Source organism: Sphingorhabdus profundilacus, from assembly GCF_009769755.1.
GTDB lineage: Bacteria > Pseudomonadota > Alphaproteobacteria > Sphingomonadales > Sphingomonadaceae > Sphingorhabdus_B > Sphingorhabdus_B profundilacus.
Window position 1 is genome coordinate 1,416,047 of sequence record NZ_SDWJ01000001.1, and the last position, 18,506, is coordinate 1,434,552.

Here is an 18,506-nt window from a genome sequence, read left to right on the forward strand (position 1 = left end):
ATGAAAATGATATCAAAAATCAAATCTGGCTTTGCAGCAACCGTGCTGACCGCGGCCCTGGGAACCACTGCACTGGTTGCAATGCCCGGCGTTGCCCACGCTCAATCGGCGAAAGACGCAAAGTTGGTCACGCTCGCAATTGGCCGGGGTCAACAAATCAACCTGCCCTCTACGATCACTGATGTTGTCGTTGCCAACCCGAGTGTTGCCGATGTCGAGGTCAAATCGGGTCGCCAGATTTACATTCTGGCAAAGGGGCCAGGCGAAACCAGCATTGTCGCAACCGATGCCGCTGGTCGGACGGTCTATTCCGCGACCGTCCGCGTTGGCGCCAATCTGGACTCGATAGACCAGATGTTGGCCGTCGCAATGCCGGACGCCGACATCAAAGTTACAACGATGAACGGCGTGATCATTTTAACCGGAACCGTGAAGCAACCCGAAGAAGCGTCTGATGCCGCCGATCTGGTTTCGACATTCAGCAGCGGTCAGGCAAAGATCGTCAATCGCATCAAAACAGCGACGCCATTGCAAATCAATTTGCAGGTTCGTGTTGCCGAAGTCAGCCGATCATTGTCGAAAGAAATCTCCGGCAATTTGCAAAGCGGGAAAAGCGGAACCAACGGTTCGGGTGATCCCTATTTCTTTGGACTTGGCCGAGGCCGCGATTTTACGACCGGGTCGACCGTTACATTCCCTGAAAGTACAACCACAATTGCTGGTATCGGCAAACTGTTCGGCATCGATGTCGAAGCTGCGTTTGACCTGTCCGAACGTGCAGGCCTGATTTCGACGCTTGCCAACCCGAACCTGACGACGGTTTCAGGCGAAACCGCCGAGTTTCTGGCGGGCGGCACATTCCCCGTCGTGACATCAAGCGACAACGGTGTTTCGGTGCAATATCAGTCCTATGGCGTCAGCCTGACCTACACGCCGATTGTGTTGGCCGATGGCCGCATTTCCCTGCGTGTCCGCTCGGAAGTGTCGGATATTTCCTCGCAAGGTGCAGTGCGCGTCGGTGGACTTGAAGTCCCGGCAACAACCACCCGCATGGCCGAAACGACGGTCGAGCTGGGGTCGGGCCAAAGCATGATGATCGCAGGATTGTTAAGCAACCAGTTGAACAGTTCAGTCGACAAAACGCCCGGTGTTGGTGACATTCCTGTCTTGGGGGCCTTGTTCAAATCCAATGGCTGGCGTCGCAACGAGACCGAGCTGATGATCGTCATTACACCTTATCTGGTCAAACCTGTCTCTGACAGCGAGATCAAGCTGCCCACCGACGGTATCCATTCAACAAACGACGCCGAGCGTATTCTATTGGGCAAAGTACTCGACAAGAATGGCGACAAGAACCGGCCTATGCCGACCATTGCCCCTGCACCTGCCGGCGGCCCGGAAATGGGTTCGGTCAGCGATGCAGCGCCTGCATTGCCGCAAAAAAATGACAAAGCAACAGCTCAAGCTGCGGTTTCAGGCCCCGGTTTCAGCTTCGACAATTGATCCCAGTTCAGGAGAATGACTATGCGTAACATGAAATTCCTGACCGCAGTTGCAGCCAGTATGACATTGGCTGGATGCGCTGCTGGCTCGCTGGGAACGTCCAATACTTCGATGTATTCAATCCACCAGCCGGTGGTCGAGCGGACCAATTTTGCCATTGATCTCAACAGCGACGGCAGCGGTGTTTCCTCTGCCGAACAGACCCGCCTGGGCGAATGGTTTGATGCGTTACGACTGGGTTATGGCGACCGTGTATCGGTGGACTTTGGTTCGTCCTATGCCAACCAATCAGTGACCAAGGCAGTGTCGAGAGTTGCTGCGGAACGAGGCGTCCTGCTTGACGAAGTTGCACCGGTTACAGCAGGTCAGGTTGCACCTGGCATGATGCGCGTGATTGTGACCCGTTCGAAAGCATCGGTGCCGACGTGCCCCGATTTCACTACGGATCATGACCGCAATTACAACGCCAGCAACCACAGCAACCACGGCTGTTCGGTCAACAGCAACCTTGCCGCAATGATCGCCAATCCAGAGGATCTGGTGCGCGGACAGGAAAACAAGCGGCTTGATACCAATAGCGGCAAAAGAGCGGTCGATACCTACCGCGCCAAAACCGGAGGCAACTAATGAACGCTCCTTGGAAATCCGGCGTTGCCGGCACGCGTGACCCGATCAACGCTTATGTCTGCGACGACCTTACTTTGGACGTCATCCGCGGCGTATGTGAAGAAATGGGCTGGAGCCAGGATAAAGCCTATAAGGGCGGGCTCCGCAACGCGATACAGTCGCTCTCGGTATCTGCCAGTCCGCAAATCCTGCTGGTTGACTTATCGGAATCAGGTGACCCAATTTCCGACATCAACAGCCTTGCCGAAGTTTGCGAGCCGGGCACGATTGTGATTGCGGTTGGACAGGTCAATGATGTCCGTCTCTATCGCGATTTGCTGATGTCGGGGCTTCAGGACTATCTGCTGAAACCCCTTAGCCCTGATGCATTGCGCGACGCATTTGCAAACGCACAGACCATCCTCAACGCACCGAAGATTGAAGAAAATTCGGCTGATCGTCCGCATGTTTCCACCGCAGTTATAGGAACACGGGGCGGATGTGGTGCGTCAACGGTCGCCGCTTCGCTGGCGTGGACTTTTTCGCAGACACAAGGTCATCCAACGGGATTTCTCGACCTTGATGTGCATTTTGGTACAGGCGCCCTGGCGATGGACCTCGAACCAGGTCGCGGCCTGACCGATGCCATCGACAATCCCAGCCGCATCGATGGACTTTTCATCGAACGGGCAATGATCAAGGCCAATGACAAGCTTTCCATTCTGTCGGCAGAAGCCCCGATGAGCAGCCCGGTACTGACCGATGGAAGCGCGTTTTATCAATTGCAGGAAGAATTCCGCGCTGCTTTTGAAAATACAGTCATCGACATGCCACGCAGCATGTTGATCGCTTACCCGCATCTGATGCAGGATGTGAATATGGCGGTTGTAACGACCGAGCTGACTTTGGCGGCTGCGCGCGACACCATTCGCGTTCTGGCCTGGCTCAAACAAAATGCACCGCATTGTAAAACGATAATTGTCGCCAATAATGTGCAAGCTGCCGCGCTGGAAATCAGCCGCAAGGATTTCGAAAGCACGATCGAACGCAAAATCGATCTTTTACTGCCTTCGGACCCCAAGGCTACGGCGCAAGCTGCCAAGGTTGGCCAACCCATTGTGCAAGCCGTTCGGGGCAGCAAACTGTCGACCGGCATCATCACATTGGCCGATATGATCGCGGGGAGCGCCGCCGAAGTGGCCGAAGCTGCTCCGCAAGCCGACAAAACCAAAAAGTCTGTCATGTCGGGCTTTAAATCGCTGTTGAAAAAGAAATAAATCTCATGCGGTGCGTGGTATCCCATTTTGATGCCATGCCCGCTGACACCCTCGGGCTGAGCAAACAATGATGCAAAATCTTATACTTGCTACAGGTTTCATACTGGTTCTGGTCCTGATTGCTGTCGCTTTTATGGGCCCGAATATCGGCAAAGCCACTTCGCGTCGCTTGGGCGCGGTCAAGATGCGACATTCCGACAGCGCCGACGCGCGCGTCGAACAGCAAATGCGTAAGGCGTTGGCCGCACGCCGTCCGATGATCTTTACCGATGGACGCAACATCAGCCGAGCCGATCGTTTAAGACTGCGTTTGGCACAAACCGGGAAAAACTGGACATTTCAGCAATATCTGTCAGCATCAGCCAGTATTACAGCGCTGGTCATGGTCGCGCTGTGGATCAAGGGTGCGCCTTTATATCTCTCGCTTTTCGGCGGCCTCATGCTTGGTGCGGGGCTGCCCCATTTCGTGATCAATTTTCTGATCGCCAAGCGGATCAAGCAGTTTACGAACAATTTCCCCGATGCCATCGAATTGCTGGTGCGCGGCCTGAAATCGGGTCTGCCCGTGGGCGAAACGCTGGGCATGGTTGCAAAGGAAATTCCCGGCCCCGTCGGTGAAGAATTCAAGATGGTCAATGAAAAGATCCGGATCGGGAAAACCATGGAAGATGCGTTGCAGGAAACTGCCGACCGCATGGGAACCCCGGAATTCCAATTCTTCGTGATTACGCTTGCGATACAACGCGAAACAGGCGGTAACCTTGCCGAGACGCTTTCAAACCTGGCAGATGTTTTGCGTAAACGCGGACAAATGAAGCTGAAAATTCGCGCAATGTCCTCGGAATCCAAGGCTTCGGCCTATATCGTCGGATCCTTGCCATTTTTCGTGTTCGGCATGGTCTGGTCAGTGAACCAGAAATATCTGGCTGGTTTCTTTTTCGAACCAAGGCTGATGATCGCAGGGATTATTGGCATCGTATGGATGTCGATTGGCGCCTTTATCATGGCCAAAATGGTCAATTTCGAAATTTAATGTTGGGGGCGGGATAAAGACATGACCAATCCGGGTGGACCTCAACTTTTAGGCATCGATGTCTTGTGGGTGGCAACGATCTTGTCGGCCGTTGCCGCCGTTTCCGTAATTTTTGCAATTTATGCAGCGGTCACCGTTCGCGACCCCATGTCAAAACGGGTCAAGGCGCTGAGTGACCGGCGCGAACAGCTGAAGGCCGGTATTACCGCCACGACATCCAAAAAACGCGCAAAACTGGTCCGGAAAACCGAGACAACGGACAAGATGCGCCAGATGCTGTCAAAGCTTCAGGTTTTGCAGGAAGACCAAATCAAGATTGTGCAGCAGAAACTGGCGCAGGCCGGTATCCGCCGCAAAGAACTCGCGGTAACAGTTATTTTCAGCCGCCTGGTCCTTCCCGTTATCTTTGGAGGCGGCGCTGCACTTTGGATATATGGCCTCGGCGGGATGGCGGACTTCAGCACGTTCAAGCGCTTTGCCGCATTCGCAATCCTGACGATTTTGGGATATAAGGCCGCGGATATTTACCTCAGCAACCTCATCCAAAAGCGCACCGATGCAATCCGCAAAGGCCTGCCCGACGCACTCGACCTTCTCGTCATTTGTGCAGAAGCAGGTTTGACCGTGGACACATCGTTCAATCGCGTGGCCAAGGAGCTGGGTCGCGGTTATCCCGAATTGGGTGACGAATTTGCCCTGACGGCGATCGAACTGGGTTTCCTGACAGAACGTCGCATGGCTTTTGAAAATCTGGCGTTTCGCGTCAATCTGGACTCGATCAAGGGCGTTGTCACGACCATGATCCAGACCGAGAAATACGGGACACCGCTCGCCTCTGCACTTCGGGTTCTCTCCGCAGAATTCCGGAACGAACGCATGATGCGCGCCGAGGAAAAAGCCGCGCGCTTGCCTGCGATCATGACGATACCGTTGATCCTGTTCATCCTCCCGGTATTGTTCATCGTCATTCTGGGACCAGCAGCCTGTTCGATCGGCGACGCATTCGCCAAGAAATAGAGAAGCGGGGGTTCAAAAAAGGGGGACTGTCCCGAGCCTAAGCTCCGCCATTTTATTGCAAACGCACAACCTGTTCGATGGCCCCAAAAATACTGTGCCCGGCGTCGTCGCGAACCTCGATCCGGACAGTATCGCCGTCCTTCAAAAATGGCGTCGTCATTTCGCCTGTCTGGATTTTCTCAACCATTCGCACTTCGGCGATACAATTATAGCCTAGCCCCCCTTGCGCGACGGGTTTACCTGGCCCGCCGTCGGCATCACGATTGGACACTGTACCCGACCCGATTATGGAACCTGCACCCAGATTGCGGGTTTTCGCAAGATGTGCGATCAATATACCGAAATCAAATGTGCAATCATCCGACGCCACCGCACGGCCAAAAGGCGCGCCATTTAGATCGACCATCAAGGTACGATGCAGCTTTCCATCGCGCCAGAAATCCCCGAGGCTATCAGGTGTGACGAACACAGGTGACAGTGCGCTGGCCGGCTTGGACTGGACAAAGCCAAAGCCTTTTTCCAACTCCGCAGGGATCAGGTTCCGCAAGCTGACGTCATTGACCAACCCGACAAGACGGACATAGGACAGCGCATCTTGCGCCGAAACGCCGCGCGGTACATCGCCGGTTACGACCACAATTTCCGCCTCCAGATCGCAACCCCATTCTTCATTGGCGAGTGATATATCGTCGCGTGCGCCCAGAAATTCGTCCGATCCGCCCTGATACATCAACGGATCATGCCAGAAACTGGCGGGCAATTCTGCCCCCCTTGCCTTTCGCACCAGTTCCACATGGTTGACATATGCAGAGCCATCGGCCCACTGGAAAGCGCGCGGTAAAGGCGCGGCGGCATCATGTTCGTGAAAGCGTTCGCGCGGTATTGCGGCATGTTCCAGATCGGTTGCCAACGCTTGCAACCGGGGGGCAGTTCTGTCCCAATCGTCCAATGCCGACTGCAATGTGGGCGCTATATGTCCGGCATCGGCGTACCAGGCGAGGTCATTTGAAACGACGACCAATTTGCCGTCACGGCCCGATTTTAACGATGCGAGTTTCATATACACCCTCTCCTGTTTTTCCCATGATGCCTGCAGTTTACCGATGCGGCAACCATTTGGTGGAGCTTTTCATTCACCCCCCGGTTCGATGTGGAGCCAATCGGCATGTTTGGGGGCTTTTTTCGTGCGGTCCCATTCTTCCAACATGATGGGGGCCACCGATTTCAATTCGGCATATTGATCATCTGTGCCTATGTCACAGGCCAGTTCCAACCGGTGACCATTGGGGTCGAAAAAGTAGATCGACCGAAATATGCCGTGATAGGTTGGCCCGAGCACGTCAACGCCCTCGGCCTCGATATGGGACTTTGCGGCTTTCAACATGTCAAAGTCGGCGACCTTGAACGCCAGATGCTGAACCCATTCGGGTGTTTGCGTGTCACGGCCCATTTCAGGCTGATTGGGCAATTCGAAAAAAGCAAGGACATTGCCGCCACCACAATCAAGGAAGATGTGCATATAAGGATCATAGGCCCCGGTAGAGGGCACATAATCTTCGGCAAAGGCGTTGGTGTAGGTAAATCCCATCACCCGTTCATACCACTCGACGGTCGTTTTGGCGTCCTTGCACCGATAGGCGACGTGGTGAATGCGTTCCGATTTAAATGGTATTGTCATTGCGACGCCTCCAAGACACCTCTGTCGATTTGATCGCGTTCAATGCTTTCAAACAACGCCTTGAAATTACCCTCGCCGAACCCTTCATCGCCGCGGCGCTGGATAAATTCAAAGAAGACCGGACCAATTTGCGGCTGCGCGAAAATCTGCAGCAACAGGCGCGGCTGCCCGCCCTCGGTTGTACCATCGAGCAATATGCCGCGCTTTTGCAAAGCATCGGCGGGTTGCCCATGCCCCGGCAGGCGTTCGTCCAACATCTTGTAATAGGTTTCGGGCGGCGCGGTCATGAACGGCACACCCAGCTTTTGCAGATTATCCCAGCAGCCGATCAGATCGTCACAAATCAGCGCGATATGCTGGATACCTTCGCCATTATAGGCGCGCAGATATTCCTCTATCTGCCCGCCGCCGGCCTTGCCTTCTTCGTTCAGGGGAATGCGGATCTTGCCATCGGGGGCGGTCATCGCACGACTGGTCAAGCCGGTATATTCGCCCTTGATGTCGAAATAGCGGATCTCGCGAAAGTTGAAGATGCGTTCATACCAGGCGGACCAATGGGCCATGCGTCCACCATAGACATTATGCGTTAGATGGTCGATTTTCTGGAACCCTGCCCCCACAGGGTTACGCAGTATCCCAGGCAAATATTCAAAATCTATATCATAAATCGATAGCGCCTCCGGATTTTCCAATGTCGCGTAGCGGTCCACCAGATAAATGAATGCGCCGCCTATGCCTTTGATCGCCGGTATGCGTAACTCCATCACACCTGTCTTGCTTTCAACCGGTTCCGCACCGCGTGCAAGCGCCTCGGCATAAGCTTTGGCGGCATCTTTGACGCGAAAAGCCATGCCGCAAGCCGATGCGCCGTGCTCGGCAGCAAAGAAGGCAGCGGGGCTGCGCGGTTCATAATTGGCGATCAGGTTAATCTCCCCCTGACGCCAGAGCTGGACATCCTTGGACCGGTGCGACGCGATATGCGAAAATCCCATACCTTGAAAAACTGGTTCCAACACGCCTTTTTCGGGCGCGGAAAATTCCACAAATTCAAAGCCATCTAGGCCAAGGGGATTTTCAAACAGGTCGGTCATGGGTCGCTCCGGTTATCGAAAGGGGCAGCAAGGCTTGCAATGGAATTTTGGTATCAAATGAAACTAATTCGCACAAGCGGATTCAGCCCAGTTCGGCAACCCGCGCCCGCAACAGGGCCAGCATATTTTCCAACGCCTGCGCTTGCCCGCTGCCGAGTATTTTCTCAAGCTCCGCCTCGACTGACAAAGCGAGCGGGACGATCTGATCATATAGTTCGCGGCCGGTACCGGTTAGCGCCAAATGATGCGACCTTCCGTCTGCGGCATTCGGGGCACGGCCGATTAGTCCGCGATCTTCCAATGCCTTTGTTGCGCGGTTTACGGTCACCTTGTCCATTGCAGTTGCCTCGCATAATTCGCGCTGAGTGGCCGACACCCGTTCGCCCAATACCGCCATCAAGCGCCATTCGGGTATTTTCAGGGCAAAACGCCCGCGATAGGCACGGGCGATAAGATCACTGATTGCGTTCGATGTGATCGACAATTGATAGGGCAGGAATTCAGCCAGTTTCAGTTGCTGCTTTGTCGGTGCCATCAGAAATCCAGTGCAATCCCAACCCAAATTGTCCGTGGCATCGCCCTTTCAATCACGCCATCGGCAGCGATTGCGGCATCCACCTGAGCATCGAACAGATTTTCGCCCCGCAGTTCAAGCTCGATTTTCGTACCAAGCCGATAATGAAGCCCGCCATCAATCGTGAACGCACCGCCCAAATGGCGGCTGTTAACGTCATCTTCAAACTGGCCGCTGACAAAGCGACCGGACAAATCGGCCCGCACCTTAGCCCCGTCATAACCAATGCCAAGATTTGCAAAATGCCGCGGCACCTGAGCGGGGCGCAGTCCGTCAAGGAGAGCAGCATTTCCGGACGCCTTGACCTGCGCGTCAACAAACGCATAGCTTGCCCGAACCCAAAATAGATTGACGGTGTAGGCCGCCTCGATTTCCAACCCCTTACTGTCGATAGCGTCGAGATTGCGGCGCTGACGAAACACGCCACCTGCACCGACAAAGCCGACGCCGGGAAAATTGCCAGGCCCGTTGCTCAACCCGACATTGGCAATGGCATTGTTAAGTCTGTTCGCAAAAATCGTACCACTTAAGGTGACGCCGCCTTTTTCAAAGTCTGCGCCTATCTCCGCGCCCCTCAGGCGTTCTGGTGCAAGCAGTTCATTTGCCGCAGTCGCATCGGCCCCCACACGAAATGGCCGGTATAACTCGTTCAGGGTTGGCAATCGCCATGCAAGATAGGCTGCGCCGCGAACCTTGAAGATATCGGTACTGCGCCAAACAATGCCGGCGCGGCCTGTGCCTTCCCAGCCGGACCGGTCCGAAAATCTATCGTCCGACCGAACAGAGCCGCCAATATTCACTTCTTTCCTAAAACCGTCCGCGATACGCCAATGGTCTGCACGCGCGCCTGCGGTCAAGGTGAGCATATCGGTCAGATCAAGGCTGGCCTCGGTGAACAGACCAACGGTGTCGCTGCCCCCCCCGGCACGACGATTTCGGCCGGGTGTCAGGCCTGTGAAAAAGAAATTCTCATTGGTTTCACCTACTGTCCGCCGCCAATCGGCACCCACGCGCAGTTCGGCGGAATCGCCAAGCGGGGGACGGACTTCAATCCTTGTACCAAGCCCGGTCGATGGCACCGAAAACTGGTCGAGCGTCAGACTAACCGAATTTCGGCCCGCGCCAATCGCGCCGAAACGGTTGGCAAACTGCCGTACCTGCACATAGCCAAGCGCACTCCATTGCCAGCCGCCTGGCGTGCGATTGACCACCCGCAAGCTGGCATCGACGCCGCTATTCTGATTGTCCGAAAAATCAAAGCCACGGTCCCGATCATCAGTAAAGGCGCGCATATTGGCCTGTAATTCGGTGTTCGCGGACAAGGGCGCAACCGCCCGAATGGCGATACCCCCCTGTTCATAGGCCGCCGGACGATCAACAGCGCCGCGTTGACCTTCCTTGATCGGGATGAAGCCGTCACCGCGCGTGAAACTGCCTGATACCGAGATGCTGCCAGCGCCCAGGCTTTGCAAGATGGCTGCCTTGGCATCGGCGCTGTTCCGGCTGCCAAAATAAGCAGCGCCTGTAATCCGATCCATGTTTTGCAGGCTATCCAGTTCGACCACACCCGCAAGCGCGCCTGTTCCGGCCGCCACCTGACCTGCGCCGCGCCTGATGCGTACTGAGGCAAGCTGCAAGGTGTCATACCCAGGCCAGCTAATCCAGCCGCCAAATGGATCAGCCTGCGGGACATCATCCAGCAAGAGTTGCGCCCGCGACGACGCATTGCCGCCCAGCCCTCGCAATGTGATGCCCTGGCTTGTTGGATTGGCCGAGCGTGCATCGGAACGCCGGAATTGCTGCAATCCTGCTGCTTGGGCCAATGCATTTTCAATGCGGGTGATATTCCCGCCTAATGTTATCTGAGATATCGGGTAACTGCTGTCGCTTTTTGTTTCCGCCAAAGCCCCGGTGACGACAATGTCCTTTTGATTTATTTTCACTGGATAATCGTCAAAGCGGCGGACACAGCCATAGGTTGCCTGATCATCCGGATCGCGCACGGGCCATTCGCAATCTTGCGCCACCACCGGCGCAGCTATTATCAGCAGTGGTACTGCGGTTAACATCGCAGCTTTCATGCTTCAGGATTTACCACATCAGGGTGTGCTGCTTTGAACGCTGGCAGGTCGGTCAAAACAGCATCGATCCGGACCAGTTTCGGAAATGCCGCCAATGGCGTTTCAAACCGTCTGGCATTTGCCATTTGCGGCACCAGACAGACATCCGCCAGATTAGGCAAGTCGCCGCCGAACAGGCCGTCCGCTGGAGCCATGGCTTCCAAAGCTGTAAAGCCTTCGATTATCCAGTGGCGGTACCAATTGTCGATGGCATTCTGATCCTGTCCCATTTGGTCTTTCAGATATTTCAGCACACGCAGATTGTTGATCGGATGGATATCGGCGGCAATCAAAAGGGCCTGCGCCAAGGTTTTCGCGCGATCCACAGGGTTTGATGACACCATTGCCGGATCAGGATAGTTCGCGTCGAGATAATCGATAATCGCAAGGCTTTGGATCAGGTCATGCCCGTCAATCGACAGCATCGGCACAAAACCCTGCGGGTTGCGGGCGACATAATCAGCAGACTTATGCTGCCCTTCTATCAGACTCGTTGGAACACTTTGGTAGGTCACACCCTTTAGGTTGAGAGCGATGCGAACACGATAGCTGGCCGAAGAGCGCCAATAGTCAAAAAGCAGGATTTCGTTCATGTCGGTCGGGTTAGCATGCCGCCACAAAAAGGCAAAAACATTGCGGCAATATGATTGTACGCTATGAACGGTAAAGAGAAATTGAGGAGCACGTATGTTTTATAGAAAATTATCCACTGCCTGTATTGCCCTGGGCTTATTGTCCGCATCGGCCCATGCCGCCGCGCCGGTTACGGGACGCTGGGTGACCCAAAGCAAAGATGGTGTGGTTGAAATCTACGAATGCGGGGCAACGATTTGCGGAAAGCTCGCCAAATTTCTGGTGCCACCACCCAACGGGATTGGCCAGAAAGACATTAACAATCCGAACAAGACGCTGCGTGGCCGGACATTGCTGGGGATGGATATTCTGACTGGTTTCAAAGAAGCCGGAAATGAATGGAAGGGACAGATTTACGACCCCAAGTCGGGCAAAACCTATCGGTCAGTAATTTACAAAGGCAAGTCGGGCAATCTGGTTGTCAAGGGCTGTATCGGACCATTCTGTCAGGCACAGTCCTGGGCTCCTGCGCGTTAAATGGTAGATCCGCAACCTTGCGGAACAGTCGCATATGGTTTTTGAACTGGTCAGGCTCTTTGCGCCAATAGCCCAGCTTATAGAGCTCCACCAAAGATTGCCGCAGCAATTCCCGCGCCGCAGCAATTTCGGTGGAGGTCCCAATTGCCAGAACGGCAGTTAGTCGTTCACAGCGATGTTGCAGCTTGGCCAAGGCAACCAAGGTCATAAAGCCTTCTCCCGTTAGGAGATTAAACGGCCCCAACTTTAGCTATTTTAGCTTTGTGTCCGTTTTGGACATCTCTATTTATGCGCGCAATTTCCAGCCTGATCGCAGCAGCGCGTAACAGATGGCTGCCAGCACAATATTGATCGTAAGCAACAACAACGCGCCAAATTGCACCGGACTGTCGGCGCTGCCGATAAAGCCGTACCGAAAGCCCGATATGACGTAGAAAAACGGGTTGGCATGGCTGATCGCCTGAAAAGTCGGGGCGAGTTTGTCTACCGAATAAAATGTACCCGACAGCAAAGCCGCTGGCGCCACGACAAAATTTGAAACCGCAGCGGCATGATCAAATTTCTCCGCCCAGATTGACGTCATAACGCCAATCAAAGCGAGCATCATTGACCCCATCAATCCGAACCACAAAACAGCCCAGAAATGGAGCGGAATGACATTGACATTGGGCCAGAATGCCATCGCCAGCCAGATCGTCCCGCCCACCATGAATGCCCGCGTCACGGCCGCTGCGGTCAATGCGGTAAGCACCTCTGCGTTGGAAAGCGGCGGCATCAGATAATCGACAATGGTGCCCTGTATCTTGCCGACAAGCAGGGAAAAGCTGGAATTGGCAAATGCGTTTTGCATCATGCCCATGATTATCAGGCCAGGTGCGATGAAATCGGCGAAAGAAACGCCAAGCACCGTCGGTTTGACTGTCCCCAACGCGACCGTAAAAATGATAAGATAGAGCAGCGTCGTAATCGCCGGTGCCCAGATTGTCTGGAGCTGAACCTTGAAAAACCGCCGCACCTCTTTCATATAGAGCGTGTTCAGACCGATCCAATTGACATGGCGGATGTGCCTGACCCCATCGGGCAGTTGAACGATTGGTGTCGAATCCCTATCTGGGCCATGTGCGGTTTTTTGGTGGATACTCATCGCGCAATCGACTATCGGCTTGCAGCTTCGACCGCAAGGCGCAATTGCGCGCCAACGGCGGCGCGGCGTAATTGAATTTGGGAAAAGAAACATATGTCCTGGACTGACCAGCGGATCGATCAATTGAAAACCCTTTGGGAAAAGGGTCTGACCGCGAGTCAGATCGCCGAAGAGCTGGGCGGTGTGTCGCGTAACGCGGTGATTGGCAAGGCCCACCGGCTGGGCCTGAAATCGCGCCCTTCCCCTGTAAAGGCCAATGAGCCTGAGAAAAAAGCAGCGCCAAAAAAGGCGACGCAGGTAAAACCCATCGCGATAGCGCCTGCCAAGCCAAGAGTTGCAGCCGCAGCACCGGCCGCGCGATCGGCAGATGCAGCTCCAGCCTCTGGTGAAGCGCCAGCGGAGCGGACAGCATCGCCGATGCCCCGCATCGTTTCGATCGGACCGGGCGGTTTCATGCGTCAAGGCCCCGGCGATCAACAGGCCCCTATCCCGCCTGCACCACCACGGCGCCTTGTCCCTGCAAAACCCAGCCCGGAAATGGCGAACAAGACGTCCTTGCTCGATCTGAATGAACGCGTGTGCCGTTGGCCCATGGGCCATCCCGGCGAAGCGGACTTCCATTTTTGTGGTGACGCTGTGAACCCGGGCTTTCCTTACTGCGTCGAACATTGCGGCCGCGCTTATCAGGCGCAGTTACCCCGCGGTGTCCGTCGTCCCCCGCCGCCCATGCCATTTGGCGGCCCGCGGGTTCGCTAACCAGACCATAAAGGGCGACCTGCAAGGGCCGCCCTTTTTGATTCAGCTTGTGACATCAATCACATTGTCGTCGGAATTGCGGTCAATGTAGAAGTTGTAGGGATCGATGCCCGCAAAGGCCGGTTTGCGCTTGGACTTGATGACGATCTGTTGCTTGCCACCTTTGACTGGCGTCCGATCAATCGAGATCACGTCTTTCGCACCAAAGGCCCCTATTCCGGGCCGGGCGCCAAACAATCCGATTTCGATATTCTCGTCAAGTCTGGCCGGTTTTTCTTTGCCTTTGCTGTCTGCATAAAATTTATCGGCTTCCAACATGACTGTGGTCGTCCAAAGGCCATCACGACCTTTTACTGCCTTGGCTTGCTTGGCTTTCAAATCATAAATTGTGATGCGTTCGAACAGGTCGGTAATCAACGCCTGCTGCTCGGCTGTTGTCGCTTCCTTTCGCAATTCGGAAATCAGGTCGACAGACCGGTGGAATGGTGCAGGCTTGAATTTCCACGTCCGGATGAAACGGCTGAGTGCCCGGTTTACCGCGTCTTCACCCAGTCTTTCCTGCAAAAGATAGAAAACCAGCGACCCCTTGCGATAGTGGATATAGGGCTGATTTTCTACGCGGTACAGGGGCTGTTCACCGATCGCATCACCTTTGCGTCCCCCCAGATATTGGTCGAGTTCATATTTCAGGAACCGGCGGATCTTGTCCGGTCCATAGATTTTTTTCATGACCATCAAGGCAGAATATTGGGCCAGCGTTTCGCTGGTCACGGTCTGCCCTTGCATATCGGCACCGACCACCTGATGCGCCCAATATTGGTGCGCCAGTTCGTGCGCGGTAATATAGGTTACATAGTCTATGGCATCGGGGTCCGTCACATCGGCGGCAAAACCCACGCTTTCGGAATAGGGCATCGTCCCGGCAAAAGCCTGCGCGAAGCTCTGATATCCCGGAAACTCAATGATGCGGGCATGGTCAAATTGATATGGACCAAAATTGGCCTGATAATAATCCAGCCCTGCCTCCAACGCCCTGATCATTTTGGGCACATTCCATTCATGACGCGGGTCGTGATATATGGACAGCAACACGCCCTTATGATTTTTCTCGGTTAACTTGTAACGAGCCGACTGGATCGACAGGAAATTGTGAATGGGCGCCGAGCTGACAAAATGGGCTGTCCGGCGTCCGTTTTTACTTTCATCTGATACCTTTCGACCCGGAGCAATCGGCACCTGATCGGCGTCGGTGGTGACAGTGATGTCGGACAAGACCCAGTCGGTGCGGACATAATTTTCCCGCGTCGCCGACATATTCTCAAGCTTTGCCATCCGTAGCTCGGCAGGCAGCCCCTGCCGCCGTCGCTGGGTTCGATCTTGCAACACCCCTTGACGATTCATGCCGACAATCGGTGCGAATTCGAAATTATTGACGAATGTCCCGTTCAGATTGACCGATGTCGCCGGTGCACCATTTCGAAACCCGCGATGATGTATGCGGGACTGGAAATCGAGCCGGGTTTCCGCACCGGGCTGTAACGGTTGGTCGAACCGGAAGATGCGGTATCCAAATTTCTTGTCGTCCTGCACCAATTTGGCACCTGCGAGCGCAAGTTTAGGATAAACCACATCTCGATCACCCTGACGGATATGAACCTCGGTTATCGGTTTGCCCGTTTCATTCCGCATAGCATAGCTTCCGGTCACCTCCATCCGCCGGTCCTTGGGGAAGATAATTGCGTCGAGCTTGACCGATTTTACCACCGGCCGCAGCAGGTTTTCATATTTTAGATATTTCTTCTCATAATCCGCTTGAAATGCCTCCGCCTCGTCACTGGTTTCGTAGCGGTTGAGCACCTTGAAATTCTGCCAGGCATAGACGCCGGTCACAGTCATGGCGGCGATGCTGACGCCGATCAGGGCCAGGGGCACGCCGCGCAAGCCTGGCTGAACCCTTCTGACACGGCTGCGCCAACGTGTGTCGGTGCCACGAGGCCACACCAGATGCGCGATCACCAGCAAGATCACGCCAAATGCCAGCCAATATCCGCGCAATATCCACGCACCATAGCCAAAACCACCATCGCCGTTCATATCGCTCAGCGGCGTCAGCGGGTTTGCACCATAGATATAAAGGGCGTTGGTATACCCCATATTCCTTAAAAAAATGCCGGATATGAACCACAGCAGAAACAAACCCCAGCCCACATATTTGTTCGGACTGACGGCTTGCAGAAACACAGCCAATATCGCGACCATCAGCATTTCTGCGGTCGTTGGCAGGACGAACCAGAACAGATAGTTCGCAAAGCCGAATTCCGCCGCGCCCTTGATGAGTTGGAATATCAATCCTGTGCCCATGGCAACGGCATTGATGCTCAATAAAATTACCAGAATGGCCAGCACTTTAGGGATGGTAATGACCCAATTGGCCGCCGGAGTGGAATCAATGATTTCATTGATTTTGACATCCCGTTCACGCCATACCAATTCACCGCCGTAAAACACCGCGATGATCAGCAGGAATATCGAAAACCCGTTGATGATATTGGTGATGATATCGGCCCCAACCGGATAGGAGGGCGTGCCATAGGCAGTCTGGGTTAGCCATAATCCAGCCATTGTGTTGATCAGTGCAATCAACATCAAAACAATTAGGCCGGGGCTTTGCAGGACCTGAAGAATTTCCAATTTGAGCCGGACCAAAAACTGCGTCCGGGTCGTGAAACTGCCAAATGTCTGGGACAATACTGGCATTGCGATCATCTGGACGCCGTCATCGCTGTCGCCCATTTTCTGCCGCGCCAGCTTTTTCAGTTTCCGTTTGGACGGCGCGCGTTCTTCCATTGAAAAGCGCCAATAGGTTACCGCCAGCAGAACGGCAGAAACAAGCAGCACCAGCACTCTGTTGAACAACAGCTGTTCACTGAACGGCAGCAATTTTGTATTCATATCCGCCGCCGTCCAATAGCGGGTTGCCTCACCCAACGCCCCGAAACCCAAGGGTTCGAACCGCGCGAGCAAATCCTGATATTCGACTTTTGATCCCAATATCGTTGTCACGATCAAATAGCCCATGAAGAACAATACGACGCCGATGTAACTCCACAGCATCGACCGCGTGATCGTCGCGAGACCGAACAGCAGGCTGCACATCAGGAAAATATTCGGAACCGCCAGGATCAGATAAGGCCAAAGATAATAAGCAGGATTATTCGGCCCAACGGTTTCAGGGTCGACCCATGGCATGGACACACCGACCAGCATCCCCACGGGAACGGCAAAATATCCCAGCAGCGCAACGGCCAGACCGCCAATATAGCGCCCCAGAACATAGTTGGTTTTGCCAATGGCTGTCGCTTTTATAATCGGGCCAAACCCGCTGGAATCGTCGCGGACAACCGCGTTGGCGACAAAGGATGTGATCACGAACAGATAAAAAAGCGACGTCAGGGCCATCATCGATGCGATTGCATGGGGGGCATTTTCATGCACAGTCCCGGGTGTGCCAATGCTGACATTTTCACTGGCGGTGACACCAAAGCCCAGAAGAAAAAACAGCAGCAGCGAAACCCAGAACACCGGATTGCGAAGTTGATAGCGCAGTTCAAAGCGCGCGACGTCAAACAGCATGGTCGCTCCTCCTCAAGCTGCGCGGCGAAGGTCGGCAAGCGTGGTGAAATACACATCTTCCAGCCCCGCTTCGACATCATCAAAACCGGCAGGCTTGCTGTCCGCAAGAATGTGAATGATCGTCCGTCCTGCAAATAACCGCGTGGAAATCACCTGATATTGCTGTTGATGCGCCTCCAACTCATCACGGCCAATTGTCTTTTTCCAGATCCGTCCCTTGGTTTGGGCAATCAGGTCAAGCGGCGCGCCTTCCAATTGTACCCGGCCACCGGCAAGAACCGCCATGCGCGGACACAGGTCAGCCACGTCGTCAACAATGTGGGTGGACAGGATGATAACAACATTATCGCTGATTCCGGCCAATAGGTTCAGGAACCGGTTCCGTTCTTCGGGATCAAGGCCGGCGGTTGGCTCATCGACGATGATCAGCTCGGGCGATCCGATCAGGGCCTGGGCAATACCAAAGCGTTGCCGCATACCGCCTGAAAATCCGGCGATAAACTGGTTTCGATGGTTCCACAAATTGGTCTGGTTCAACAGCGTTTCGACAACAGCTTTGCGTTCGCCCTTGCCCGAAACGCCTTTAAGCACGGCCATGTGGTCGAGCATGTTGAACGCGGTAACACGCGGATAAACGCCGAAATCCTGCGGCAAATAGCCCAGGCGTTTTCTCAATTCTTCCGGATTTTGCAAAATATCAAGGTCGCCAAATTTGATCGAACCACTGGTGGGGGTTTGCAGCGTCGCGATGGTTCGCATCAATGTCGATTTTCCCGCACCATTTGGACCGAGCAGGCCATACATGCCCCTTGGGATAGAGAGGTTTACGTTATCAAGTGCCCGCGTCCCGTTTGCGTAAACATGACTGATCCCAGAAATCTCAAGCATAAACACCCTCTCCGTATTATGTCCGCAATACGCTATGTCCCCATCTTTGAACAAATACTCTCTTTCGACAAGCAAT

The 18,506-nt window shown here is 54.4% G+C and carries 17 protein-coding genes; 7 read left to right on the forward strand and 10 right to left on the reverse strand.

Features of this window, described 5'->3' with window-relative positions; genetic code table 11:
* The 5 genes from EUU23_RS06575 to EUU23_RS06595 all read left to right on the forward strand — a co-directional run bounded on the left by EUU23_RS06575 (nucleotide 1) and on the right by EUU23_RS06595 (nucleotide 5,436).
* Nucleotides 1–1,503 carry a type II and III secretion system protein family protein gene (locus tag EUU23_RS06575; RefSeq protein ID WP_160353244.1) on the forward strand — a complete coding sequence of 501 codons (1,503 nt, stop codon included), beginning with the start codon at nucleotides 1–3 and terminating at the stop codon, nucleotides 1,501–1,503.
* 21 nt (nucleotides 1,504–1,524) lie between these two features.
* A complete protein-coding gene (locus EUU23_RS06580; protein WP_160353245.1) occupies nucleotides 1,525–2,130 on the forward strand; it encodes a CpaD family pilus assembly protein in 606 nt (201 codons plus the stop codon).
* Complete coding sequence (locus tag EUU23_RS06585; RefSeq protein ID WP_160353246.1) at nucleotides 2,130–3,386, forward strand: P-loop NTPase family protein; 1,257 nt, start codon at nucleotides 2,130–2,132, stop codon at nucleotides 3,384–3,386. Before EUU23_RS06580 ends, EUU23_RS06585 begins: the two co-directional genes overlap by 1 nt.
* A 67-nt stretch (nucleotides 3,387–3,453) precedes the next feature.
* The gene (locus tag EUU23_RS06590; protein ID WP_160353247.1) at nucleotides 3,454–4,419 is read left to right on the forward strand and encodes a type II secretion system F family protein; all 966 of its coding nucleotides are present in this window, start codon (nucleotides 3,454–3,456) and stop codon (nucleotides 4,417–4,419) included.
* Between the two features lie 21 nt (nucleotides 4,420–4,440).
* Nucleotides 4,441–5,436 (forward strand): type II secretion system F family protein, encoded by a 996-nt coding sequence (locus EUU23_RS06595; RefSeq protein ID WP_160353248.1) that lies wholly within the window; start codon nucleotides 4,441–4,443, stop codon nucleotides 5,434–5,436.
* A gap of 52 nt (nucleotides 5,437–5,488) precedes the next feature.
* Here EUU23_RS06595 and EUU23_RS06600 read toward each other — a convergent pair whose 3' ends face one another.
* From EUU23_RS06600 to maiA, 6 genes are all read right to left on the reverse strand, one after another.
* Nucleotides 5,489–6,496: a fumarylacetoacetate hydrolase family protein gene (locus EUU23_RS06600; protein WP_160353249.1), complete on the reverse strand. Its 1,008-nt coding sequence runs from the start codon at nucleotides 6,494–6,496 to the stop codon at nucleotides 5,489–5,491.
* A 69-nt stretch (nucleotides 6,497–6,565) separates the two neighbouring features.
* Nucleotides 6,566–7,114, reverse strand: coding sequence for a VOC family protein (locus EUU23_RS06605; RefSeq protein WP_160353250.1), 549 nt, complete (start codon nucleotides 7,112–7,114; stop codon nucleotides 6,566–6,568).
* Nucleotides 7,111–8,205 (reverse strand): 4-hydroxyphenylpyruvate dioxygenase, encoded by a 1,095-nt coding sequence (gene hppD / locus EUU23_RS06610; RefSeq protein WP_160353251.1) that lies wholly within the window; start codon nucleotides 8,203–8,205, stop codon nucleotides 7,111–7,113. Before hppD ends, EUU23_RS06605 begins: the two co-directional genes overlap by 4 nt.
* Before the next feature lie 82 nt (nucleotides 8,206–8,287).
* Nucleotides 8,288–8,740: a MarR family winged helix-turn-helix transcriptional regulator gene (locus EUU23_RS06615; RefSeq protein WP_160353252.1), complete on the reverse strand. Its 453-nt coding sequence runs from the start codon at nucleotides 8,738–8,740 to the stop codon at nucleotides 8,288–8,290.
* Nucleotides 8,740–10,848, reverse strand: a complete 2,109-nt coding sequence (locus EUU23_RS06620) for a TonB-dependent receptor (protein WP_160353253.1) — start codon at nucleotides 10,846–10,848, stop codon at nucleotides 8,740–8,742. Before EUU23_RS06620 ends, EUU23_RS06615 begins: the two co-directional genes overlap by 1 nt.
* 8 nt (nucleotides 10,849–10,856) lie before the next feature.
* Complete coding sequence (gene maiA / locus EUU23_RS06625) at nucleotides 10,857–11,492, reverse strand: maleylacetoacetate isomerase (RefSeq protein WP_160353254.1); 636 nt, start codon at nucleotides 11,490–11,492, stop codon at nucleotides 10,857–10,859.
* Between the two features lie 94 nt (nucleotides 11,493–11,586).
* Here maiA and EUU23_RS06630 point away from each other — a divergent pair, with 94 nt between their 5' ends.
* On the forward strand, nucleotides 11,587–12,009 hold the full coding sequence (locus EUU23_RS06630) for a DUF2147 domain-containing protein (RefSeq protein WP_160353255.1): 423 nt from the start codon (nucleotides 11,587–11,589) through the stop codon (nucleotides 12,007–12,009).
* On the opposite strand, the gene EUU23_RS06635 is transcribed toward EUU23_RS06630, so the two are convergent.
* On the reverse strand, nucleotides 11,954–12,217 hold the full coding sequence (locus EUU23_RS06635; RefSeq protein ID WP_160353256.1) for a hypothetical protein: 264 nt from the start codon (nucleotides 12,215–12,217) through the stop codon (nucleotides 11,954–11,956). The two genes, EUU23_RS06630 and EUU23_RS06635, sit on opposite strands and share 56 nt — an antisense overlap.
* 78 nt (nucleotides 12,218–12,295) lie before the next feature.
* Nucleotides 12,296–13,153: an ABC transporter permease gene (locus EUU23_RS06640; protein ID WP_160353257.1), complete on the reverse strand. Its 858-nt coding sequence runs from the start codon at nucleotides 13,151–13,153 to the stop codon at nucleotides 12,296–12,298.
* A 93-nt stretch (nucleotides 13,154–13,246) separates the two neighbouring features.
* On the opposite strand from EUU23_RS06640, the gene EUU23_RS06645 reads away from it, so the two are divergent.
* Nucleotides 13,247–13,909: a GcrA family cell cycle regulator gene (locus tag EUU23_RS06645; RefSeq protein ID WP_160353258.1), complete on the forward strand. Its 663-nt coding sequence runs from the start codon at nucleotides 13,247–13,249 to the stop codon at nucleotides 13,907–13,909.
* A gap of 42 nt (nucleotides 13,910–13,951) precedes the next feature.
* Here the strand turns inward: EUU23_RS06645 and EUU23_RS06650 are convergent, their stop codons facing one another.
* Nucleotides 13,952–17,542 carry an ABC transporter permease/M1 family aminopeptidase gene (locus tag EUU23_RS06650; protein ID WP_160353259.1) on the reverse strand — a complete coding sequence of 1,197 codons (3,591 nt, stop codon included), beginning with the start codon at nucleotides 17,540–17,542 and terminating at the stop codon, nucleotides 13,952–13,954.
* A 12-nt stretch (nucleotides 17,543–17,554) separates the two neighbouring features.
* Complete coding sequence (locus tag EUU23_RS06655) at nucleotides 17,555–18,430, reverse strand: ABC transporter ATP-binding protein (RefSeq protein ID WP_160353260.1); 876 nt, start codon at nucleotides 18,428–18,430, stop codon at nucleotides 17,555–17,557.
* Between the last annotated feature and the right edge of the window lie 76 nt (nucleotides 18,431–18,506).

What these genes read in the sequence shown, in the direction of transcription:
- EUU23_RS06575 (WP_160353244.1), top strand. Translation starts at nt 1, where the DNA reads ATGAAAATGATATCAAAAATCAAATCTGGCTTTGCAGCAACCGTGCTG.
- EUU23_RS06580 (WP_160353245.1), top strand. Translation starts at nt 1,525, where the DNA reads ATGCGTAACATGAAATTCCTGACCGCAGTTGCAGCCAGTATGACATTG.
- EUU23_RS06585 (WP_160353246.1), top strand. Translation starts at nt 2,130, where the DNA reads ATGAACGCTCCTTGGAAATCCGGCGTTGCCGGCACGCGTGACCCGATC.
- EUU23_RS06590 (WP_160353247.1), top strand. Translation starts at nt 3,454, where the DNA reads ATGATGCAAAATCTTATACTTGCTACAGGTTTCATACTGGTTCTGGTC.
- EUU23_RS06595 (WP_160353248.1), top strand. Translation starts at nt 4,441, where the DNA reads ATGACCAATCCGGGTGGACCTCAACTTTTAGGCATCGATGTCTTGTGG.
- EUU23_RS06600 (WP_160353249.1), bottom strand. Translation starts at nt 6,496, where the DNA reads ATGAAACTCGCATCGTTAAAATCGGGCCGTGACGGCAAATTGGTCGTC.
- EUU23_RS06605 (WP_160353250.1), bottom strand. Translation starts at nt 7,114, where the DNA reads ATGACAATACCATTTAAATCGGAACGCATTCACCACGTCGCCTATCGG.
- hppD (WP_160353251.1), bottom strand. Translation starts at nt 8,205, where the DNA reads ATGACCGACCTGTTTGAAAATCCCCTTGGCCTAGATGGCTTTGAATTT.
- EUU23_RS06615 (WP_160353252.1), bottom strand. Translation starts at nt 8,740, where the DNA reads ATGGCACCGACAAAGCAGCAACTGAAACTGGCTGAATTCCTGCCCTAT.
- EUU23_RS06620 (WP_160353253.1), bottom strand. Translation starts at nt 10,848, where the DNA reads ATGTTAACCGCAGTACCACTGCTGATAATAGCTGCGCCGGTGGTGGCG.
- maiA (WP_160353254.1), bottom strand. Translation starts at nt 11,492, where the DNA reads ATGAACGAAATCCTGCTTTTTGACTATTGGCGCTCTTCGGCCAGCTAT.
- EUU23_RS06630 (WP_160353255.1), top strand. Translation starts at nt 11,587, where the DNA reads ATGTTTTATAGAAAATTATCCACTGCCTGTATTGCCCTGGGCTTATTG.
- EUU23_RS06635 (WP_160353256.1), bottom strand. Translation starts at nt 12,217, where the DNA reads ATGACCTTGGTTGCCTTGGCCAAGCTGCAACATCGCTGTGAACGACTA.
- EUU23_RS06640 (WP_160353257.1), bottom strand. Translation starts at nt 13,153, where the DNA reads ATGAGTATCCACCAAAAAACCGCACATGGCCCAGATAGGGATTCGACA.
- EUU23_RS06645 (WP_160353258.1), top strand. Translation starts at nt 13,247, where the DNA reads ATGTCCTGGACTGACCAGCGGATCGATCAATTGAAAACCCTTTGGGAA.
- EUU23_RS06650 (WP_160353259.1), bottom strand. Translation starts at nt 17,542, where the DNA reads ATGCTGTTTGACGTCGCGCGCTTTGAACTGCGCTATCAACTTCGCAAT.
- EUU23_RS06655 (WP_160353260.1), bottom strand. Translation starts at nt 18,430, where the DNA reads ATGCTTGAGATTTCTGGGATCAGTCATGTTTACGCAAACGGGACGCGG.